Annotated in this window: 18 protein-coding genes; 5 read left to right on the plus strand and 13 right to left on the minus strand. The window is 43.6% G+C overall.

What is annotated here, in order from left to right:
- Positions 1-31 precede the first annotated feature (31 nt).
- Positions 32-1,174, plus strand: a complete 1,143-nt coding sequence (msrB, locus tag vsple_RS16600) for a peptide-methionine (R)-S-oxide reductase MsrB (RefSeq protein ID WP_261883917.1) — start codon at positions 32-34, stop codon at positions 1,172-1,174.
- 64 nt (positions 1,175-1,238) lie between these two features.
- Here msrB and vsple_RS16605 read toward each other — a convergent pair whose 3' ends face one another.
- Together vsple_RS16605 and vsple_RS16610 are read right to left on the minus strand one after the other, a co-directional pair.
- Complete coding sequence (locus tag vsple_RS16605) at positions 1,239-2,606, minus strand: TrkH family potassium uptake protein (RefSeq protein WP_261883918.1); 1,368 nt, start codon at positions 2,604-2,606, stop codon at positions 1,239-1,241.
- Between the two features lie 8 nt (positions 2,607-2,614).
- The gene (locus tag vsple_RS16610; protein WP_261883919.1) at positions 2,615-3,274 is read right to left on the minus strand and encodes a potassium channel family protein; all 660 of its coding nucleotides are present in this window, start codon (positions 3,272-3,274) and stop codon (positions 2,615-2,617) included.
- Between the two features lie 266 nt (positions 3,275-3,540).
- Here vsple_RS16610 and vsple_RS16615 point away from each other — a divergent pair, with 266 nt between their 5' ends.
- Positions 3,541-4,656 carry a mechanosensitive ion channel family protein gene (locus vsple_RS16615; RefSeq protein ID WP_261883920.1) on the plus strand — a complete coding sequence of 372 codons (1,116 nt, stop codon included), beginning with the start codon at positions 3,541-3,543 and terminating at the stop codon, positions 4,654-4,656.
- A gap of 190 nt (positions 4,657-4,846) precedes the next feature.
- On the opposite strand, the gene aroG is transcribed toward vsple_RS16615, so the two are convergent.
- Positions 4,847-5,899 (minus strand): 3-deoxy-7-phosphoheptulonate synthase AroG, encoded by a 1,053-nt coding sequence (gene aroG, locus vsple_RS16620; RefSeq protein ID WP_255232518.1) that lies wholly within the window; start codon positions 5,897-5,899, stop codon positions 4,847-4,849.
- A gap of 462 nt (positions 5,900-6,361) precedes the next feature.
- Positions 6,362-7,399, minus strand: a complete 1,038-nt coding sequence (locus vsple_RS16625; RefSeq protein ID WP_261883921.1) for a helix-turn-helix domain-containing protein — start codon at positions 7,397-7,399, stop codon at positions 6,362-6,364.
- Positions 7,400-7,586: 187 nt separating this feature from the next.
- On the opposite strand from vsple_RS16625, the gene vsple_RS16630 reads away from it, so the two are divergent.
- Both vsple_RS16630 and vsple_RS16635 read left to right on the plus strand, forming a co-directional pair.
- Positions 7,587-7,922, plus strand: coding sequence for a DUF805 domain-containing protein (locus tag vsple_RS16630; RefSeq protein ID WP_261883922.1), 336 nt, complete (start codon positions 7,587-7,589; stop codon positions 7,920-7,922).
- Positions 7,919-8,419 carry a hypothetical protein gene (locus vsple_RS16635; protein WP_261883923.1) on the plus strand — a complete coding sequence of 167 codons (501 nt, stop codon included), beginning with the start codon at positions 7,919-7,921 and terminating at the stop codon, positions 8,417-8,419. Before vsple_RS16630 ends, vsple_RS16635 begins: the two co-directional genes overlap by 4 nt.
- Before the next feature lie 771 nt (positions 8,420-9,190).
- On the opposite strand, the gene vsple_RS16640 is transcribed toward vsple_RS16635, so the two are convergent.
- From vsple_RS16640 to vsple_RS16675, 8 genes are all read right to left on the minus strand, one after another.
- On the minus strand, positions 9,191-9,928 hold the full coding sequence (locus tag vsple_RS16640) for an SDR family NAD(P)-dependent oxidoreductase (RefSeq protein WP_261883924.1): 738 nt from the start codon (positions 9,926-9,928) through the stop codon (positions 9,191-9,193).
- 176 nt (positions 9,929-10,104) lie between these two features.
- Positions 10,105-10,338 carry a hypothetical protein gene (locus vsple_RS16645; RefSeq protein ID WP_261883925.1) on the minus strand — a complete coding sequence of 78 codons (234 nt, stop codon included), beginning with the start codon at positions 10,336-10,338 and terminating at the stop codon, positions 10,105-10,107.
- A gap of 41 nt (positions 10,339-10,379) precedes the next feature.
- On the minus strand, positions 10,380-10,595 hold the full coding sequence (locus vsple_RS16650) for a DUF3820 family protein (RefSeq protein ID WP_255232512.1): 216 nt from the start codon (positions 10,593-10,595) through the stop codon (positions 10,380-10,382).
- Positions 10,596-10,729: 134 nt separating this feature from the next.
- Positions 10,730-11,080 carry a helix-turn-helix domain-containing protein gene (locus tag vsple_RS16655; protein ID WP_255232511.1) on the minus strand — a complete coding sequence of 117 codons (351 nt, stop codon included), beginning with the start codon at positions 11,078-11,080 and terminating at the stop codon, positions 10,730-10,732.
- A 412-nt stretch (positions 11,081-11,492) separates the two neighbouring features.
- Positions 11,493-12,416, minus strand: coding sequence for a heme o synthase (gene cyoE, locus vsple_RS16660; RefSeq protein ID WP_261883926.1), 924 nt, complete (start codon positions 12,414-12,416; stop codon positions 11,493-11,495).
- Positions 12,409-13,458 carry a COX15/CtaA family protein gene (locus tag vsple_RS16665; protein WP_261883927.1) on the minus strand — a complete coding sequence of 350 codons (1,050 nt, stop codon included), beginning with the start codon at positions 13,456-13,458 and terminating at the stop codon, positions 12,409-12,411. The genes cyoE and vsple_RS16665 overlap by 8 nt, the downstream gene beginning before the upstream one ends.
- Before the next feature lie 52 nt (positions 13,459-13,510).
- Positions 13,511-14,083, minus strand: a complete 573-nt coding sequence (locus tag vsple_RS16670; protein ID WP_261883928.1) for a hypothetical protein — start codon at positions 14,081-14,083, stop codon at positions 13,511-13,513.
- Positions 14,073-14,936, minus strand: a complete 864-nt coding sequence (locus tag vsple_RS16675; protein ID WP_261883929.1) for an SURF1 family protein — start codon at positions 14,934-14,936, stop codon at positions 14,073-14,075. The genes vsple_RS16670 and vsple_RS16675 overlap by 11 nt, the downstream gene beginning before the upstream one ends.
- On the opposite strand from vsple_RS16675, the gene vsple_RS16680 reads away from it, so the two are divergent.
- Entirely contained in the window at positions 14,935-15,165 is a 231-nt protein-coding gene (locus vsple_RS16680; RefSeq protein ID WP_261883930.1) for a DUF2909 domain-containing protein, read from the plus strand. The genes vsple_RS16675 and vsple_RS16680 overlap by 2 nt on opposite strands.
- Before the next feature lie 26 nt (positions 15,166-15,191).
- On the opposite strand, the gene vsple_RS16685 is transcribed toward vsple_RS16680, so the two are convergent.
- Positions 15,192-16,076 (minus strand): cytochrome c oxidase subunit 3, encoded by an 885-nt coding sequence (locus vsple_RS16685; protein ID WP_261883931.1) that lies wholly within the window; start codon positions 16,074-16,076, stop codon positions 15,192-15,194.
- Positions 16,077-16,087: the final 11 nt, after the last annotated feature.

Here is a 16,087-nt window from a genome sequence, read left to right on the forward strand (position 1 = left end):
ACGAATGAACAAACGTCAAGATGAGGTATCTATGAAGAAATTATCTAAAATATTGGTTTCACTCGTGGTCGCACTGCCACTGATTTCGTTACTTGTTAGCCAAACAGGCACAGCCAATACAATGGATAAAGCGGCACACTCAGGTAAAACCGAAGTGGCGACTTTAGCTGGGGGGTGCTTTTGGTGTACTGAGTCTGATCTTGAAAAGCTTGATGGCGTGATCGATGTTGTCTCGGGTTATTCAGGTGGTAAGCTGGAAAACCCAACATACAAGCAAGTCGCGTCAGGAAAGACTGAACACATCGAGGTTATCAAAGTGGTTTATGACCCGAGTGTGGTTAACTACGAGCAAGTGCTCGATCAGTTTTTTCGTCATATCGACCCAACCGACGACAAAGGCTCGTTTGTAGACCGAGGTCCCCAATACCGTCCAGCCGTGTTCTATCATAACGCTAAGCAGAAAGAGATCGCCCAAAACTTCATGAATGAAATAGAAGAAGCAAACCTCTTTGGTGCTCCTCTAAAAACTGAGTTAATTGAGTTTAAGAAGTTCTGGCCGGCGGAAGATTATCATCAAGATTACTATAAGAAGAGCAAGGTTCGTTACAACTACTATCGCTATGCCTCTGGTCGTGATCAGTACTTAGACAAAATCTTTGGTGATGATCGCCAAGAAAATCCGCAGACAATTCGTCAACTCTTAGATGGTAAAAAGCAAGCTGCAAACGTGAAAGTTTACACTAAGCCTTCACAATCCGAGATAAAACAGAAGCTGACTTCGCTTCAATACAACGTGACTCAAAAAGATGCAACGGAGCGCCCTTTCGATAACAAATATTGGGATAACAAAGAAGAAGGTATCTACGTTGATATCGTCACTGGTGAGCCGCTTTTCTCATCGAAAGACAAATATAAGTCAGGGACAGGTTGGCCTAGTTTTACACAACCGATCAATGATAACTACATTGTGACAACAACCGATTACAAACTGATTTATCCACGAACTGAAGTGCGCAGCCGTTTTGGTGATTCCCACCTTGGTCATGTGTTTAAAGATGGTCCAAAACCAACAGGGTTGCGTTACTGTATGAATTCTGCAGCTATGCGATTCATTCCAGTCGAGAAATTGGTTGAAGAGGGGTACGAGGATTACCTAGAGCTGTTTGAAGGCTAAATGCGAAAGTCAGACCAAAGCCAGCTTAGGTTACCATCAAGCTGGCTTTATCATTTCTATCTAACTAGCCCGTCAATACTGTATCTTCTGGATATTTTACCAACGAGGGTTCTGGTCTCGCCAACATGTAAGCCAGAGTTAAAGGCCCTATTCTGCCAATAATCATGACGACCACCATGATGTATTTACCCGGTTCTGATAAGTTCGCTGTTAGCCCTGCGGTTAGACCAACAGTCGCAAAGGCTGAAATCACTTCAAACACGACACGGTCAAATGGGGCTTTCTCCGTCAGCATCAACAAAAACATCGCGGTTGTTAACATGGCTCCACTGACCACTATGATGGCTAAAGATTTAGTGACCGCTTGCCACGACACGGTTCGTTTAAACATTACGACATGCTTTTTCTGGCGTAAAAAGCTCCACGTAGCCACAAAAGCCACTGCGAATGTTGAGACCTTAATCCCTCCCCCTGTTGAGGTTGAACCGGCACCGATTAGCATTAAAACGATCATAACGAGCAAAGCGGGATGCGTATAGTGTGTAAGATCAACACTATTAAACCCTGCAGTACGAGCACTAGCTGATTGAAAAAACGCGGCTAACCATTGACCATTTGTAGTGAGTCCTTGCATCGTTTCACTGTTATTTCGCTCTAACAACCAGAACAATAGAGTTCCAACTAAAAGCAGTGTCGGCGTTGCTGTTAACATGATTTTGGTATGTAGGTGCAAGTGATTGAAACCGCGACGCCAATTTGTCGCTAAATCACCGACCACAGTAAATCCCAACCCTCCGAAAATAAATAACCCTGCCAGAGTGAAAATTACCAAAGGATCATCAACGAACGTCATCATGCTATCTGAAAAGAGCGCAAAGCCGGCGTTATTAAAAGCTGAGATTGCATGAAACAGAGCGTAGAAACTCCCGGTCTCCCACCCGTATTCAGGAACCCACCGAAAACAGAGCAGAGTAAAACCGATAAATTCAGCGATTAACGCAAACGCAATGATCTTTTTAACCAAGTCTCTCAGGTTAACTCGCCTGTCTTGCCCTAATGCCTCTTTCGCGAGCGCTTGCTGCTTCAAACTCAGTCGCACTCCAAACATATATAGGAGTACCGCAGATAAGGTCATTTGCCCAAGGCCACCGACCTGCATTAGAAACATTAATAGGACTTTACCCGCCAAGGTAAAGTGGGTCCCAGTATCCACAACCCCCAAACCGGTTACGCTTATGGCAGAGGTCGCAGTAAATAGGGCATCAGTGAAAGAAAGACCCGTAACCGAAAATACGGGCAAAGTGAGAAGAATCGCAGAAGGAACAAGAACCCCAAGAAAACTGGTGAGGATGATCTTGGGTTCAGATCCTTTCTTTGGCTTGTTGTCTGGCTTTAAGGTGTAGAATAGCCCCTTTCTTTGAACTGAGTACATAGGTCGCCTTATGAGAGTGATTTAATTCGATTCGCCAATAACTCTTTAGGACCAGCAATAATCACTACATCACCAATCTCTAAACTGATGTCCAACTCTGGCGCTTTAACCAAGTTGGGACCACGTTTGAAGCCCAGTACATGCACATCACTCTGCTGACACAGTTTAAGATCAGAAAGGGGTCGCCCAAGAAGATTATGCCCTATCACAATTTCAGTCAGTGCAAGTTCACTGCCTAAGTCGATAAACTCTAAGACGCGTCTATCAAGCATCTTTCTCGCGACTCGGATACCCATATCGCGCTCGGGAAGAATGATATGATCCGCTCCGATCTTGGATAGAATTTTAGCGTGAAACTTATCGTTCGCCTTCACCCATACCGCTTTAGAACCGGCCTCTTTGACAACCAATGTGGTAAGAATGCTCGCATTCACATCAGAACCGATTGAAACCATGACCATATCGTACTCATCTAATCGTAGCTCCTTTACGGTCTGTTCACCGGTGCAGTTCGCGACAATGCCTTGAGATACAAAGTTGGCTGCTTCTTTAACCCGCTCTTCGTTAATATCCACCGCTAACACCTGCGCACCGGAACTTTGAAGTTCTTTGCATACAGAGAGCCCAAAACGACCCAATCCAATCACAGCAAACTGTCTATCTGTCATAATTTCCTCTATCCTCACAGCCTGAGGCTAAGTAACAACTCTTCATTAGTCCCGCGGATGACTAAAGATATTCATCATCCCACTTAGAAGTTTCCTAATCTCTTGATTTTAAAGGTAGAGAACAAATTCGATTTCTGCTAATTTCAGGCCCATTATTTTCTGTCATAGCACACAATTGCATAAAGCTCCCCAAACGTAGTTATTTCATATCTTTTAGGGACAACACTTGCTATGACGTCAGCGTTATCATCGAGTGAATTCAAAACATGAACGAATTAATTCAACAAGTTCAGACCTACGTAAATGCAAACCATCATGAATGGAGTAGCAGTGTCTTATTTATCACTATTGCTAGCTTTTTTGCATGGGCAGCCTGGCGAATCCTTCACGGTCGATTGGAAGTATTAACCAAGAAAACCTCTTTCTACTGGGATGATTTATTGCTTGATGCATTGAAAACACCAGTCAGTACCTTGCTTTGGTGCTGGCCGGGCACGGTTTCTCTTGGGCTAATTCTCCAAGGAGAGTTCGGTGGTGAGATCAACTGGCTTAGAACCCTCAAGCACATATTACTTATCTGTACCTTCGTTTGGTTCACGCTCCGAATGATCACTAACAGTGAGGATTACATCCTCGCTCAGAATAAACGTGACGAGACAACCGTTCAGGCTGTAGCCAAAGTATTCCGGCTTTTCTTTATGGTGATGGGAGCACTCACCATCATGCAGAGCTTTGGTCTAAGCCTTTCTGGTCTGCTTACTTTTGGTGGTGTGGGTGGCTTAATCGTCGGTTTGGCTGCCAAAGATCTACTTTCAAACTTCTTTGGTGGAATGATGATCTACTTCGACCGCCCATTCAAAGTGGGTGATTGGATTCGCTCTCCAGACCGTAAAATCGAAGGAACAGTAGAGCGTATTGGTTGGCGTATGACCATCATCAGAACCTTCAGTAAACGACCAATCTATGTTCCAAACTCAGTATTCAGTAATATTGTGGTAGAAAACCCATCGCGAATGCTCAATCGTCGTATCCATGAAACGATCGGACTGCGTTATGAAGATGCGGATAAAATGCAGTCGATTGTAGATGAAGTGAAAACAATGCTAGAGAACCATCCAGATATTGATTCGAATCAGACGCTGATCGTTAACTTCGATAAGTTTGGTGCTTCATCCCTTAATTTCTTTATTTATACCTTCACAAAAACGGTCAACTGGATTCGTTTCCATGAGGTAAAACAGGATGTGTTACTGAAAGTGCTCGAGATAGTGCACGCTCATCAAGCTGATGTCGCGTTCCCAACACAAACCATTCATCTTCAGCAAGGTAATTCGTTACTACCAGAGCAAGCAGCCTCAATCACACCAGAGGGCAGCCTTTAAAAACCACGAGAGCCATACATGATGTATGGCTCAATACTATCTGAATCTCTTTACAACTTCTGAACGCTACATGTTAGATACGTTTTAGTGATTCGCTCTCCATAAGAAAAGAGTCGCTCGAACTCTTCTCTTCGAAACAAAAAAACCTTGCTGCAGAACAACAAGGTTTTTATTCATCAGTTACGCTAAATTACTGGTTGCGACGACTTTCGACAGCATCCGCCAACTGACGTAGAACCGTTTCAGTGTCTTCCCAACCGATACATGCATCAGTGATTGATTGACCGTAAGTCTCAACCTTACCATCAACAAGATCTTGACGCCCTTCAACTAAGTGTGACTCAATCATTACACCGAAGACAGCTTTATCACCACCAGCGATTTGTGCACTCACGTCGTCTGAAACGTTCAATTGACGTTTAAACTGTTTAGAACTGTTTGCGTGGCTAAAATCAATCATTACTTTTTGTGGCAAGCCTGATGCTTCAAGCTCTTGTTTGATCTTAGCAACGTGCTCTGCACTGTAGTTTGGCTCTTTACCGCCACGCAAAATAATATGACAGTCTGGGTTACCAGCCGTTTCTACGATCGCAGAGTGGCCGTACTTAGTTACTGACAAGAAGTGGTGAGACGAACTCGCCGAGCGAATTGCATCCGTTGCAATTTTAATGTTGCCATCCGTACCATTCTTAAAACCCACTGGGCAAGACAGACCTGAAGCCAGCTCACGGTGTACCTGAGATTCCGTAGTACGAGCGCCAATAGCACCCCAGCTGATCAAATCCGCAACGTATTGTGGGGTGATCATATCTAAGAACTCACTAGCCGTTGGCATACCCATGTCGGTTAGATCGAGCAGTAGTTTGCGCCCCATACGTAAGCCATCGTTTAGCTTGAATGTATCATCCATGTACGGGTCGTTGATTAGACCTTTCCAACCTACAGTAGTACGTGGCTTCTCAAAGTAAACACGCATTACGATTTCTAGACGATCGCCTAGTTCATCACGCAGCACTTTCAAACGCTTACCATACTCAAGTGCAGCTTCTGGATCGTGAATAGAACACGGACCGACGATCACCAGCAGGCGGTCATCTTTGTCTTCCAAAATATTGTGAATCGCTTTACGGCTTTCAAAAGTTGTAGAAGAAGCAACTTCTGTCGCAGGGAACTTCTCTAGTACTGCAACAGGGGGTAATAACTCTTTTACTCTATTAATTCGTACATCATCTGTTTGAAACATTGCTTACTTCTTCCTATTTCTATCCTTGAGCTGAGAGTGCTTATTGTTTGTACAATTTTCACATCAGCACTTATCGTCTTGTTCCCTGTAACTTATCTAGGAAAAACGAGAGTTTCAATCACTAATTTAAAATAAAGGCAATTTTTTTTGTGTTTTACATAAAAAACACTTCGTAAAATAAAATTTACACCAAATAAAATCATCAAAATTACAAACAGTTAGGGTCATGTTGGCTTTATTTTTTCGCGATTCAAATAAAAAAACAGCTGACATTTTGCCTGCTGTTTTACGCTTTACATTCTGTTCCGAAGCTTACAACACAGCCCCGCCCCTTAATTTTCAATGACAAACAGAGCTCCAATGGGTCTTTAAGTACCCCATTTGAGACGTGAGGCGCAGTACATAAAATACGCCTCACGCCTTTAGTTCACTTTTGGAACTTTCCAAATTAGCGAACCATACTTAGAGCGTTGAAGCTGTTCGTTTACGGTATTCGCTTGGAGTCATTCCCACGACTCTTGAAAACTCGCGATTAAAGTTAGATTTGGTCTGAAAACCTGAGTTCATAAATATTTGTGTAATAGTATCTTGTGATGTATCCAAGGAGAGCTTGGCATGCTCTATGCGATACTCATTTATGATCTTAGAAATGTTCTTTTCATGTACCTGATTAACGGCAATTGAGATTTGCTTTGCTGGTATACCTAACTTTCGTGTTAGTTTTGAAAGGGTTAGCTCCGGGTCTAAGTAAAGTTTGTTTTCGCGGATTTTGGAGTCTAGTAGAGAAGTGATCTCTTGCGCCCTCTCACTGGTCATTACTTGAGAACTATTTGTCTCGTCATTAGAGCTGATTTGTTTAGATTTTGACTCTTCTGGAACGGGTGTATTAATACCCACGACAACCACAGCTATCGATAACACGGGTAGAAGAATCAAATGTGCCGCAGTAAGGATATACCGTGAAAATCCACCTTGATTAAAAATAAAATCCAACGACATAAGCGTGTCCACACACGCTGAAAATATCAGCATCCATCCCGCAATATTCTCTGCTTTCTTTACTCCTTCCCAGTTCCCTAACGAGACATTAATCAGTGCTGTTTCTTTTGACGAGAAGCGGATTAGTGCAACTCCATAGAAAGCGTAAATTAGAGTAAGTAGAGCATCTAGTGGAAGAGCCAACCAAGATTGGGATACCGCGCTGATAACAACGAACAATGGCGCAACAAAATGCTTAGTAGGCAAAATACCTAAATCACGATTGGCATGTGCGAACGCATACCACGCTGCAACAGGAATAATAGAGGCAAGAATAGGTTGTGCGATGGCGAAAATGCCAAGCCCAAACGTCCAACGTAAACCAACCATTGAGGTTGTCAAAGCGCATAACCCTAAAAAAATGCTAGCGACTTTGGCCTGCTGAGAAAGCTGGCTATAGAGTGATATCGCGAGTAATCCAAGTAACATGGAAACAACAAACGGTACGGGGATAGCAAGCATAGCAAGTCCTAGATTGATAAATGAGTTCTCACCTTCAGTAAGATCAAGGATAACTCGATGAAATGTAATTGAAAATGCAACATAGACCAAAATAGGTTTAAGAACGACCTAAAACCTGTTTTGAGACGAATACATCGCTTGTTCCGAGGGAAAATATCATCGTCAATCAAACATTGAGGTGATATTTATGAATTACTACTTTTTAGCTTGGAAGCGAAGTTTAGACTTTTCTGGTTGTTCGTCGCGCAAAGAATGTTGGATGTTTCTTTTAATACACACATTGGTAGCGATAGGATGCATTGCGGCAGATATAGCTTTGAATATGACAACATGGTTCGACTCGATTTATAGCGTTATAAGCTTCATCCCTATGCTTTCAATCATTATTCGTAGGCTGCACGACATCAACAAACCCGGTTATTGGGTTCTGGTCTTTTTCATACCGATAATAGGACCGTTTTGGTTAATATATTTATTAGCTCAAACGACCAATACTTTCGTCGACGGGGAGAATTTGGCATGAAGAACGGAATCATTCTACCTATTCTTTTATCGGTTTTTGTTTCTACATATAGCTGGGCCGAAACTCTATCTCCCACAGGCGCTTTGGGGACTCTGTCAGTCGATAAAATGACTCAAGGACAACTCTTTTGGCTTAAGGGTCGAGTTGGAGGCGCAATCTACTCATTTACTCGTCAGGATGGAAAGGCTTGTACTTTAAAAGTACCAATTGCTGTGGGTCGTATCTCTGAGTCAAATTTTGGTATCAGTGAAACTGAAGGTCTAAACATCGTTGTTATGAGCCAACGCCTTAATAACGCTCTTCTTCAGGGAAAGCGAATAAGTAGTGAAGAGTGGCATTTCACCACTAAAGCGTATAGTGAAGACATCGATGGGTTCATTGTCAATGGAATCGGCTCTGAGGAGGGATTCGTTTTAAACTCCAAGCGAAGGTGGATTTCTTGGTTTCTAGGAGACAGCCAAAACCTTGATTGTCATTCATCTAGCTCGAGTCAATAAAAGAAATGGGGGCAGATTTAGCGCTCTGACAAACGGCTTTGTCATCTTGCTGGCTGCCTTTAGTTGGTTGATGAAGGTAACCCCCTTAATGGCCCATCTTCGACCAGTTGATGGTGTTTTAGGACTTAAACACTGTCTATCCCCTCAATTTTAGTGCCAGTCAGGTCCTCACCTGGCCTCCAAGCTCCAGCTCGGAAAGCTTTTTTGTCGTAGAAAAACAATACAGCTGGATTCTGGAAATGAGGCATAATTCACACATGAGTCTAATTTCTTTAGCTTAATTTTGGACATAAACGCGCTAGATTAATGATCTCTAAAGTGCTTATCAGAGATTAGATAAAGTATCTTGAAACCTTAAACACTTGTTATGAATAAGACGCTTACAACTCACATGTTAATAGATGATAGTGGGCGCTCAGGACGCTGTGATGACTTACCACAAAGCTTACACTTAAAGACTTCTTCATATTTTATATAGCCAATAGATAACATTATCTGGGGTGGGAATGCAGCCTTTCCAATCACAGTTCAATTAGCAATCAATACATTAATGAGAGGTATTGGACATTAGATTGCAAAATAACGCATAGTTTTTTAACAGCTTACTTCGACACTCCTTCGGATAACTACAGGTAAGGCAAACGTACAATCACAGATTGTGAGTGAATTTTCGCGCTGAGAAGGAATGGCGCGTTTTCGTTTTTCATACCCCGTCAGCGAGACGTTGGAAGATTAACCGACTTATCTTAAGCCCTAAACGCTCGTAGGCCATCATGCCAGCGATAACCCACCATCAACGACCAAGGTGTGACCGACGATGTAACTGGCTTTATCTGATAATAGAAACTCAATGGCATTGACGATTTCTTCAACTTCCCCAAATCGATTGATTGGTACTAATTCAGAAACATCCGCACGGATGTTAGCGTTTTCGAGTTGCTTTTCTTCCCATCGGGGAGTCCACGTCACACCGGGAGCAACCGCATTGATTCGAATTCCAGACTTGATGCTCTCTAGAGCGACTGATCTCGTTAACCCTTCAAGTGCATGTTTCGCAGCACTGTACATTGACGCATTAGGTGTTGGTCTAAGACCGTTGATAGAACTTACATTTACGATGGATGCTCCTGCTTCCATTAGTTTCAGTTCAGACCTTAAACACAAAGCTTGGCATAAAAAGTCCACATGAAGTGTTTCTTTGAGAAGTTGAACATCGACTTGAGGTAGGAAACCCCTAGAGACAAGAGCTGGTGAAGCGTTATTGACTGCTACATCTAACTTTCCGTATTGAGCTTCAATGTAGGCAAATAAATCATTTAATTGTTGCTCATCTGCAATATCAACCGACTGGTAATCAACTGAGTCTAGCTCCGGATGCTTTTGCACGACATCAAGCCAAACATCCTTAGAGCGCGAACACGTGATAACTTGGTATCCCTGCGCCACCAGTCGAATGACTGAATACAAACCGATACCTTTTGAGCCTCCGGTGACCAGTGCAATTTTCATTTTAGGACTCCTTTCCTATTTAGGTGCGTTGACGCTGTGCCGCAAACATTTATGCGAATTGAAACCAGAAGTTCAAGTAATAGCGACGTCGCGTCTTTGTGGCGACCCACATTGCATTGTTAAGAGACATCGCATAGAAATACGAAGCACAAGTCGCTCCGTAATAGTGATTTCGATTAACGCCCAGTCTTCTTTACAAGTTGTTGCATTGCCTCGGCAAACGTTGTTGTTCTGCCTTTTGCTTGAACCTGCACTACCTTAAATCCCATTTTTTCTAAGGTTCGGCGCTCTGACAAAACGGCTTTGTCATCTTGCTGGCTACCTTTAGCCGGTTGATGAAGGTAACACCCTTCTAGTGGGCCATCTTCAACCAGTTGATGGTGTTTTAGCGCTTCAATATCTAGGTTCATAGTCAATCTTTCGTGTATCAATGATGAGTTTGCGTAACAGGTTACATGCGCTTTAAGGGCTTAACAACACTGTCTAGCCCCTCAATTTTGAGTGCCAGACAGAGCTTCAACAGATCTCCAAGCTCCCCATTCGGGAAGCCTTTTTTGTCGAACCACAACAAATACTCTTCAGGTAAATCAATGAGTACACGTCCTGCGTACTTCCCAAATGGCATCTGTACCCGCGCCAGTTTCAACAGATTCTCTTTGTCTAACATGCTTTCTCTTGTTTAGGGTTGATTCTTATTCTGCAGAGTAACACCTAAACGTTCCACTCAGTAGCAAATGGTGCCACCAAGGGAGTCAATTAATATCGATAACGCTTGTCACGAATTTACAATCCGTGTCTAAGTTAACTTGGCTTTACGGTATGTGCATATTCTACAACGACTTGATTCCCTTCTATGTAAGCGTTTTGGATCTCACCATCAACACTCATTCGGCTTTGTAAGTAGATGATTTTAGGCCCGTCACTGCCCTCTTTGAGTGATGGCAAAATATTCTTAGGTTCAAGGTGCAACAAACGACAAAACTGGCTTACAAAAGACATCGTTAGTGGGGTTTCACCTCTTAGGACTCGTGAGAAAGCGAGTTGATTCATGCCCAGCTTTTTTGAAAACTCCATTTGGGTAAGACGCATACGCGACTTCTGTGACATCCAAGTTTGATAAAGCGCGTCTCTATCTAGGTCGGTAAATTCCATTAGGTTCCCTTTGTATAATTCAGACCTATTAATTGTGCGATTTTCTATAAAAATAATGTCAACGTAAGGTTAGTGAAAACCAAAGGTTTGGTTGTGTTATGAACCCAATTTTGTACTAATTTGGGTAGGTAATAGAACCATAACCTCAATTCAAAGGTTACGTAGACACCCACTGTGTATTCACACCGGGTGTATCAGTGTTATTGGTAAACATTAAGCGTTGAAGCAATGTTGTTTAACCATTGGTACTTATACCAATCGTAGTAATTAATTGCTCACCCTAGCTTGTTAAAACGCTCGATAACTGCGTTAGAATTTTTGATTGTAGAATAACTACTTATCGAAAAATTCTGCCTTGCTCTCAAGCCTTTTTCCTGCGCTATTTTTGATCACTTACTTACTGTGATTGGTATTACAACAAATAGTGGTCAAGTAGTAACGCGGCAAACAACACCATTAGGTGATAGATAGAGAATTTGAAGGTTTGCATCGCGCTCGCGGCATTGCTGCGATACTTCAGAACCCAAGCGTGGTAAACAAAACCGCCATTGAGCACTAAAGATGCGCTGAGGTATATCCAGCTACTCATGCCCACCAACACAGGGAGAATACACACCACGCTAAGTAAAAGCGTGTAGAGAAGGATTGATGTCTTGGTGTACTCAATGCCATGAGTAACCGGCAACATCGGAATATTTACCTTAGCGTACTCATCTCTACGGTGAATCGCCAACGCCCAAAAGTGAGGCGGTGTCCAAATAAAGATAATCATCACCAACAGCCAAGCATGAGAGTGCAGCTCGTTAGTGACAGCCGTCCAACCGAGCAAAGGTGGCATAGCTCCAGCAATACCAGCGATAACAATATTTTGAGGCGTCGCGCGCTTGAGATACATAGTGTAAACCACCGCGTAACCTAACAAGCTTGCGAAGGTTAACCATGCTGTAAGTGCGTTCACCCACACAACTAATGCGACAAAGCCAATAACACCGATCGACGCTGCAAACATAAATACACGAGCACTGCTTAGCTCTCCTGACGGTAATGGTCTTCGACTTGTCCGGCTCATCTGCCCATCAATTCTTCGGTCGATCAAATGATTGAATGCCGCAGCGGACCCAGCCATTAACCCGATGCCGAGCATCCCGACCACAGTTTGTTGAAATGGTAGGCCGTTGGGCACAGCAAGACACATCCCAACCAACGCCGTGAGTAGCATCAATGCGACAACCTTAGGCTTAGTCAAAGTAAGATAGACTCTCCATGCTGCTTTTTCTCGTGTAGCTGTGTTAGACGATGGTACAAATTGATTATGAGTATCCGTTCCACTAGCCATGCTTGCCTCCGCCTAATGCGCTTCCCTTCAATAAAAAGTCTCTTGTCTGGCGCTGCCAAACCAAAAAGTTGGTCACGACCAATGTAACCAGCAATAGTGCCGCGACCAGATTGTGCATTACTGCCACTGAGATAGGTAAATGGAACCAGACGTTACTGATACCGAGCCCCACCTGACATAACAGTACAAATGCTAAAATAACGCCGAGCTTTCTTTGTCCATGCCCCGCTTGAGACCAGAGCTGATAAACCGTAATTAACACCACTAATACCGCGGCCATAGCGCCAAATCGGTGCATGACATGTATGGTCAAGCGAGCTGGGTATTCCAATACACCAAACTCGTAGTTGTCGTGCCCGCTTTGCCAAAGGTCAAACGCCTTATCAAAGTCTAAATAAGCCAGCCAGTTACCTTCACAAATTGGCAGTTGCGTACACACTAGTGCTGCGTAGTTTGATGAAGTCCAACCTCCTAGTAAGATCTGTCCGACCACAACCACAAGGCTGACGCTCGCCCAAAACCTTAACCACAATGATTTAAATGGTGCGAAGCCCTGCCCTATGTTGTTTAAACGGCAATACAACAAGCTGAGCAAAGATAAAAGCGTGAAGCCTCCCATCAAATGCGCCATTACGACGACTGGCATTAGCTTTAGTGTCACCGTCCACATCCCAAGCAGAGCTTGAAAGATAACGGTAGCGGCAATAAGCAACGGCAACCCTATCGGGGTTAAGCGCTTAGAGACACTCCAAGCAACGATTGCAAAAATAAACAGCCCAAGCGTTCCGGCAAAGTAACGATGTACCATCTCAATCCATGCTTTATCCGCTTCTAAAACTCGTTCTGGGTAGGACAAATTTGCATTCGCGACCGCCGACTCACCCGATGGAACGACAAGCTTGCCATAACAACCCGGCCAATCTGGGCAACCTAGTCCTGCATCAGACAAACGAGTATATGCGCCCAACACAATCACGATGAGCGTTAGAATCAGGCTCACTTTAACCAGTAACAGCAATGTTCTAGGGGTTGAATTCATCATCAATACCGATCTCCCTATCCGTTGTGAAACAACTCGCTACTCTTATAGAAACTCACCCGACCCGAGACAGCTTCAGTAGCTTTCTCAAATCATGAATTAGGCCTTTTGACTGAGGTACTAGCTCTTCTGACTGAGCAACACTCTCATACACCATGACGAGCTGCCCCAGAGGGTCGATGACAACAATAGAAGCTTCACCAAGCCTATTAGTAAGCTGTTGATTGCTAATCACTTGTGTGAAAGCCTCTTGGTCAACCGTATTGTTGCCTTCATAACTCATAGCGAAGATCACTGGTGTCACACGTTCACGATTTTTACCCAAGGCTAAATAGCTCTGTTTAATGTAATGAAGCTGCTGCTCGCATAATTGGTTGCAATTTTGAGGGGCGACATAGCCAATCAGCCATCCCTGATTTGGATCTTCAAAATCTATAGAGAGATCACTGAGCGTCACTCTAGGTTCAATAAGTAAACCAGTGTTGGTTGCCCCTTCGTTGTACCAGTGTTGGTCTAAAACGGTTTTCGCAATAATGGCTGGCAAAGCAAAAATAATCACAAGCCCGACAAGTAGCCATCGTCCTTTGCGGCGTCTTTCCTCAAATGCCATTTGCTCATCACTGTTCATCGTGATTCTCCCTTTTGTCGCGCTTGCTAAAAAAACGGTAACCTATGAGCAACATCAATCCCGACAATACAGCCGCCATAGCAAACCACTGCACTGAATAACCAAAGTGTTTTTCCGACTTCATCGCTGTTGGCCGCCAAAGCAGTTCATAAGGCCAAGTTTCCTCCTGAAACGGTTGAAACAAAACAGGCAGAATATCTGTAGCGGTATAGTCGGATATCGCTGTGATATTCAAGTTTTGAATACGCTTCGGCTTGGTCTCTTCTAAAGCCAAATCAGAACTTAGTGGGTTAGTAGAACGAACATACAAACGACCTGAAACTTGTTGAGGTATCGAAGGCAGTTCAATTACCGGAAGCTCACTACGCTTTTTGCCAGCTTTGACAAACCCTAAATCTACTAACATGTGCTTTGGCTCAGCGAACCCAACGACAGGCATTAACTGATACAAGATGTATCCAACACTGCCTTGATGCGTTTGATTATCCAGTAAGAACATCAACCCGTGATCTTCGGCAAAGTTCACCGTTACTTTGGTACCATTCAGCATTTTTAAGTATTCACTGCCTTCAGATTTGCTGCTTAAAGCCGTTGTAGAAGCAGCATCGCGCTCAATACTATTTGCCCAATTTCCCCAGTCCGTTAACACAGAAACCAGTGGCTTACTTGGCTGAGTTGCTCTCATTGCCAAGTGTTGTTCCAGCTGCTGCTTCTCCAACCCACGCTCTCTTTGCCATAACCCCAACTTGATTAATAAGCTGACAGAAACCAAAGTTAAAAGAGCAACCACCCACACGCCGATATTTCGACGTTGATTGTTTTGATGATTTGCTTCGTTAGGGGTTAACACCATGGTTTCATCGACATCCGTAATCTTGTTTAAAGTCCTTCTGGTCGCCCTTCTGTTTGTTATTGCTTTCAACCTGATGAAAGCGTTATTTCAGTTTTCATCGAGCAAACACAATGGCAAACAGCTGAGTCATTTCCTCGGGCGACGTGTGTTTTTTTCTGCCATTGTAGTGATCCTATTGCTACTCGCGATGGCGACTGGTTTTATTACGCCTAATCCGCGCCCTTACTAGTTGCTCCAATGCCATTTTTAGAGCAATCACAACACGTAAACGAAGATAAATAGACCTAACCAAACCACATCTACAAAGTGCCAATACCAACTTCCCGCTTGGAAGGCAAAGTGGTCTTTAGGCGTAAAATGATCTTTGGCTACACGCCCTAATAACACGATCAAAAAGATGGTTCCTAAACAGACATGCAATCCATGAAAACCAGTTAGTAAAAAGAAAGTGTTACCGTAGATGCCTGATTGCAAAGTCAAATTCATCTCTTGGTAGGCGTGGATATATTCTTCTACTTGAAAGAAAAGAAAGAAGCCTGCGAGCACTATCGTAATTTCCAACCAAACCGTTAGCGCCATACGTTGGTTCTTTTCAAGGCTGAGATGCGCCATGTGCAGTGTCACGGACGAGAGCAATAAGATGACGGTATTTTTCAGTGGTAACCCCTGCCAAGACATCGCTTGCGTAGTGACACCATCTGGCGTTGTAGTTAGTGGCCACATCGATTGGAACATCGGCCACAACACCTCATGTGTCATTTCATTATTCCCAGCACCACCTAGCCAAGGGACAGAGATCATTCGTGCATAGAAAAGTGCGCCAAAGAAGGCACCGAAAAACATCACTTCAGAAAAAATAAACCAGCTCATACCTTGTCGGAAAGAACGGGAAATTTGCTCGGAATAGAGGCCGCTTAACGACTCGGTAATCACATTACTGAACCACCCTGCCAACATGTATAGCAGCACCGCAAAGCCAAGTACCAAAGTCACTTTGCCAAATACTCCATCCACTGCGTCAGTTCCCATATTTTGCACCGTTAAGCCTGAGCCCAACGCAACAAGAAACAGAGCGACAGCGCCAACTAAAGGCCAGTGACTCTGATGCGGAACAAAGTAGATTTCCTTTTTAGAACTCATTGCTCAACTCC

Origin of the sequence: Vibrio pelagius (assembly GCF_024347575.1) — a bacterium.
Lineage (GTDB): Bacteria > Pseudomonadota > Gammaproteobacteria > Enterobacterales > Vibrionaceae > Vibrio > Vibrio pelagius.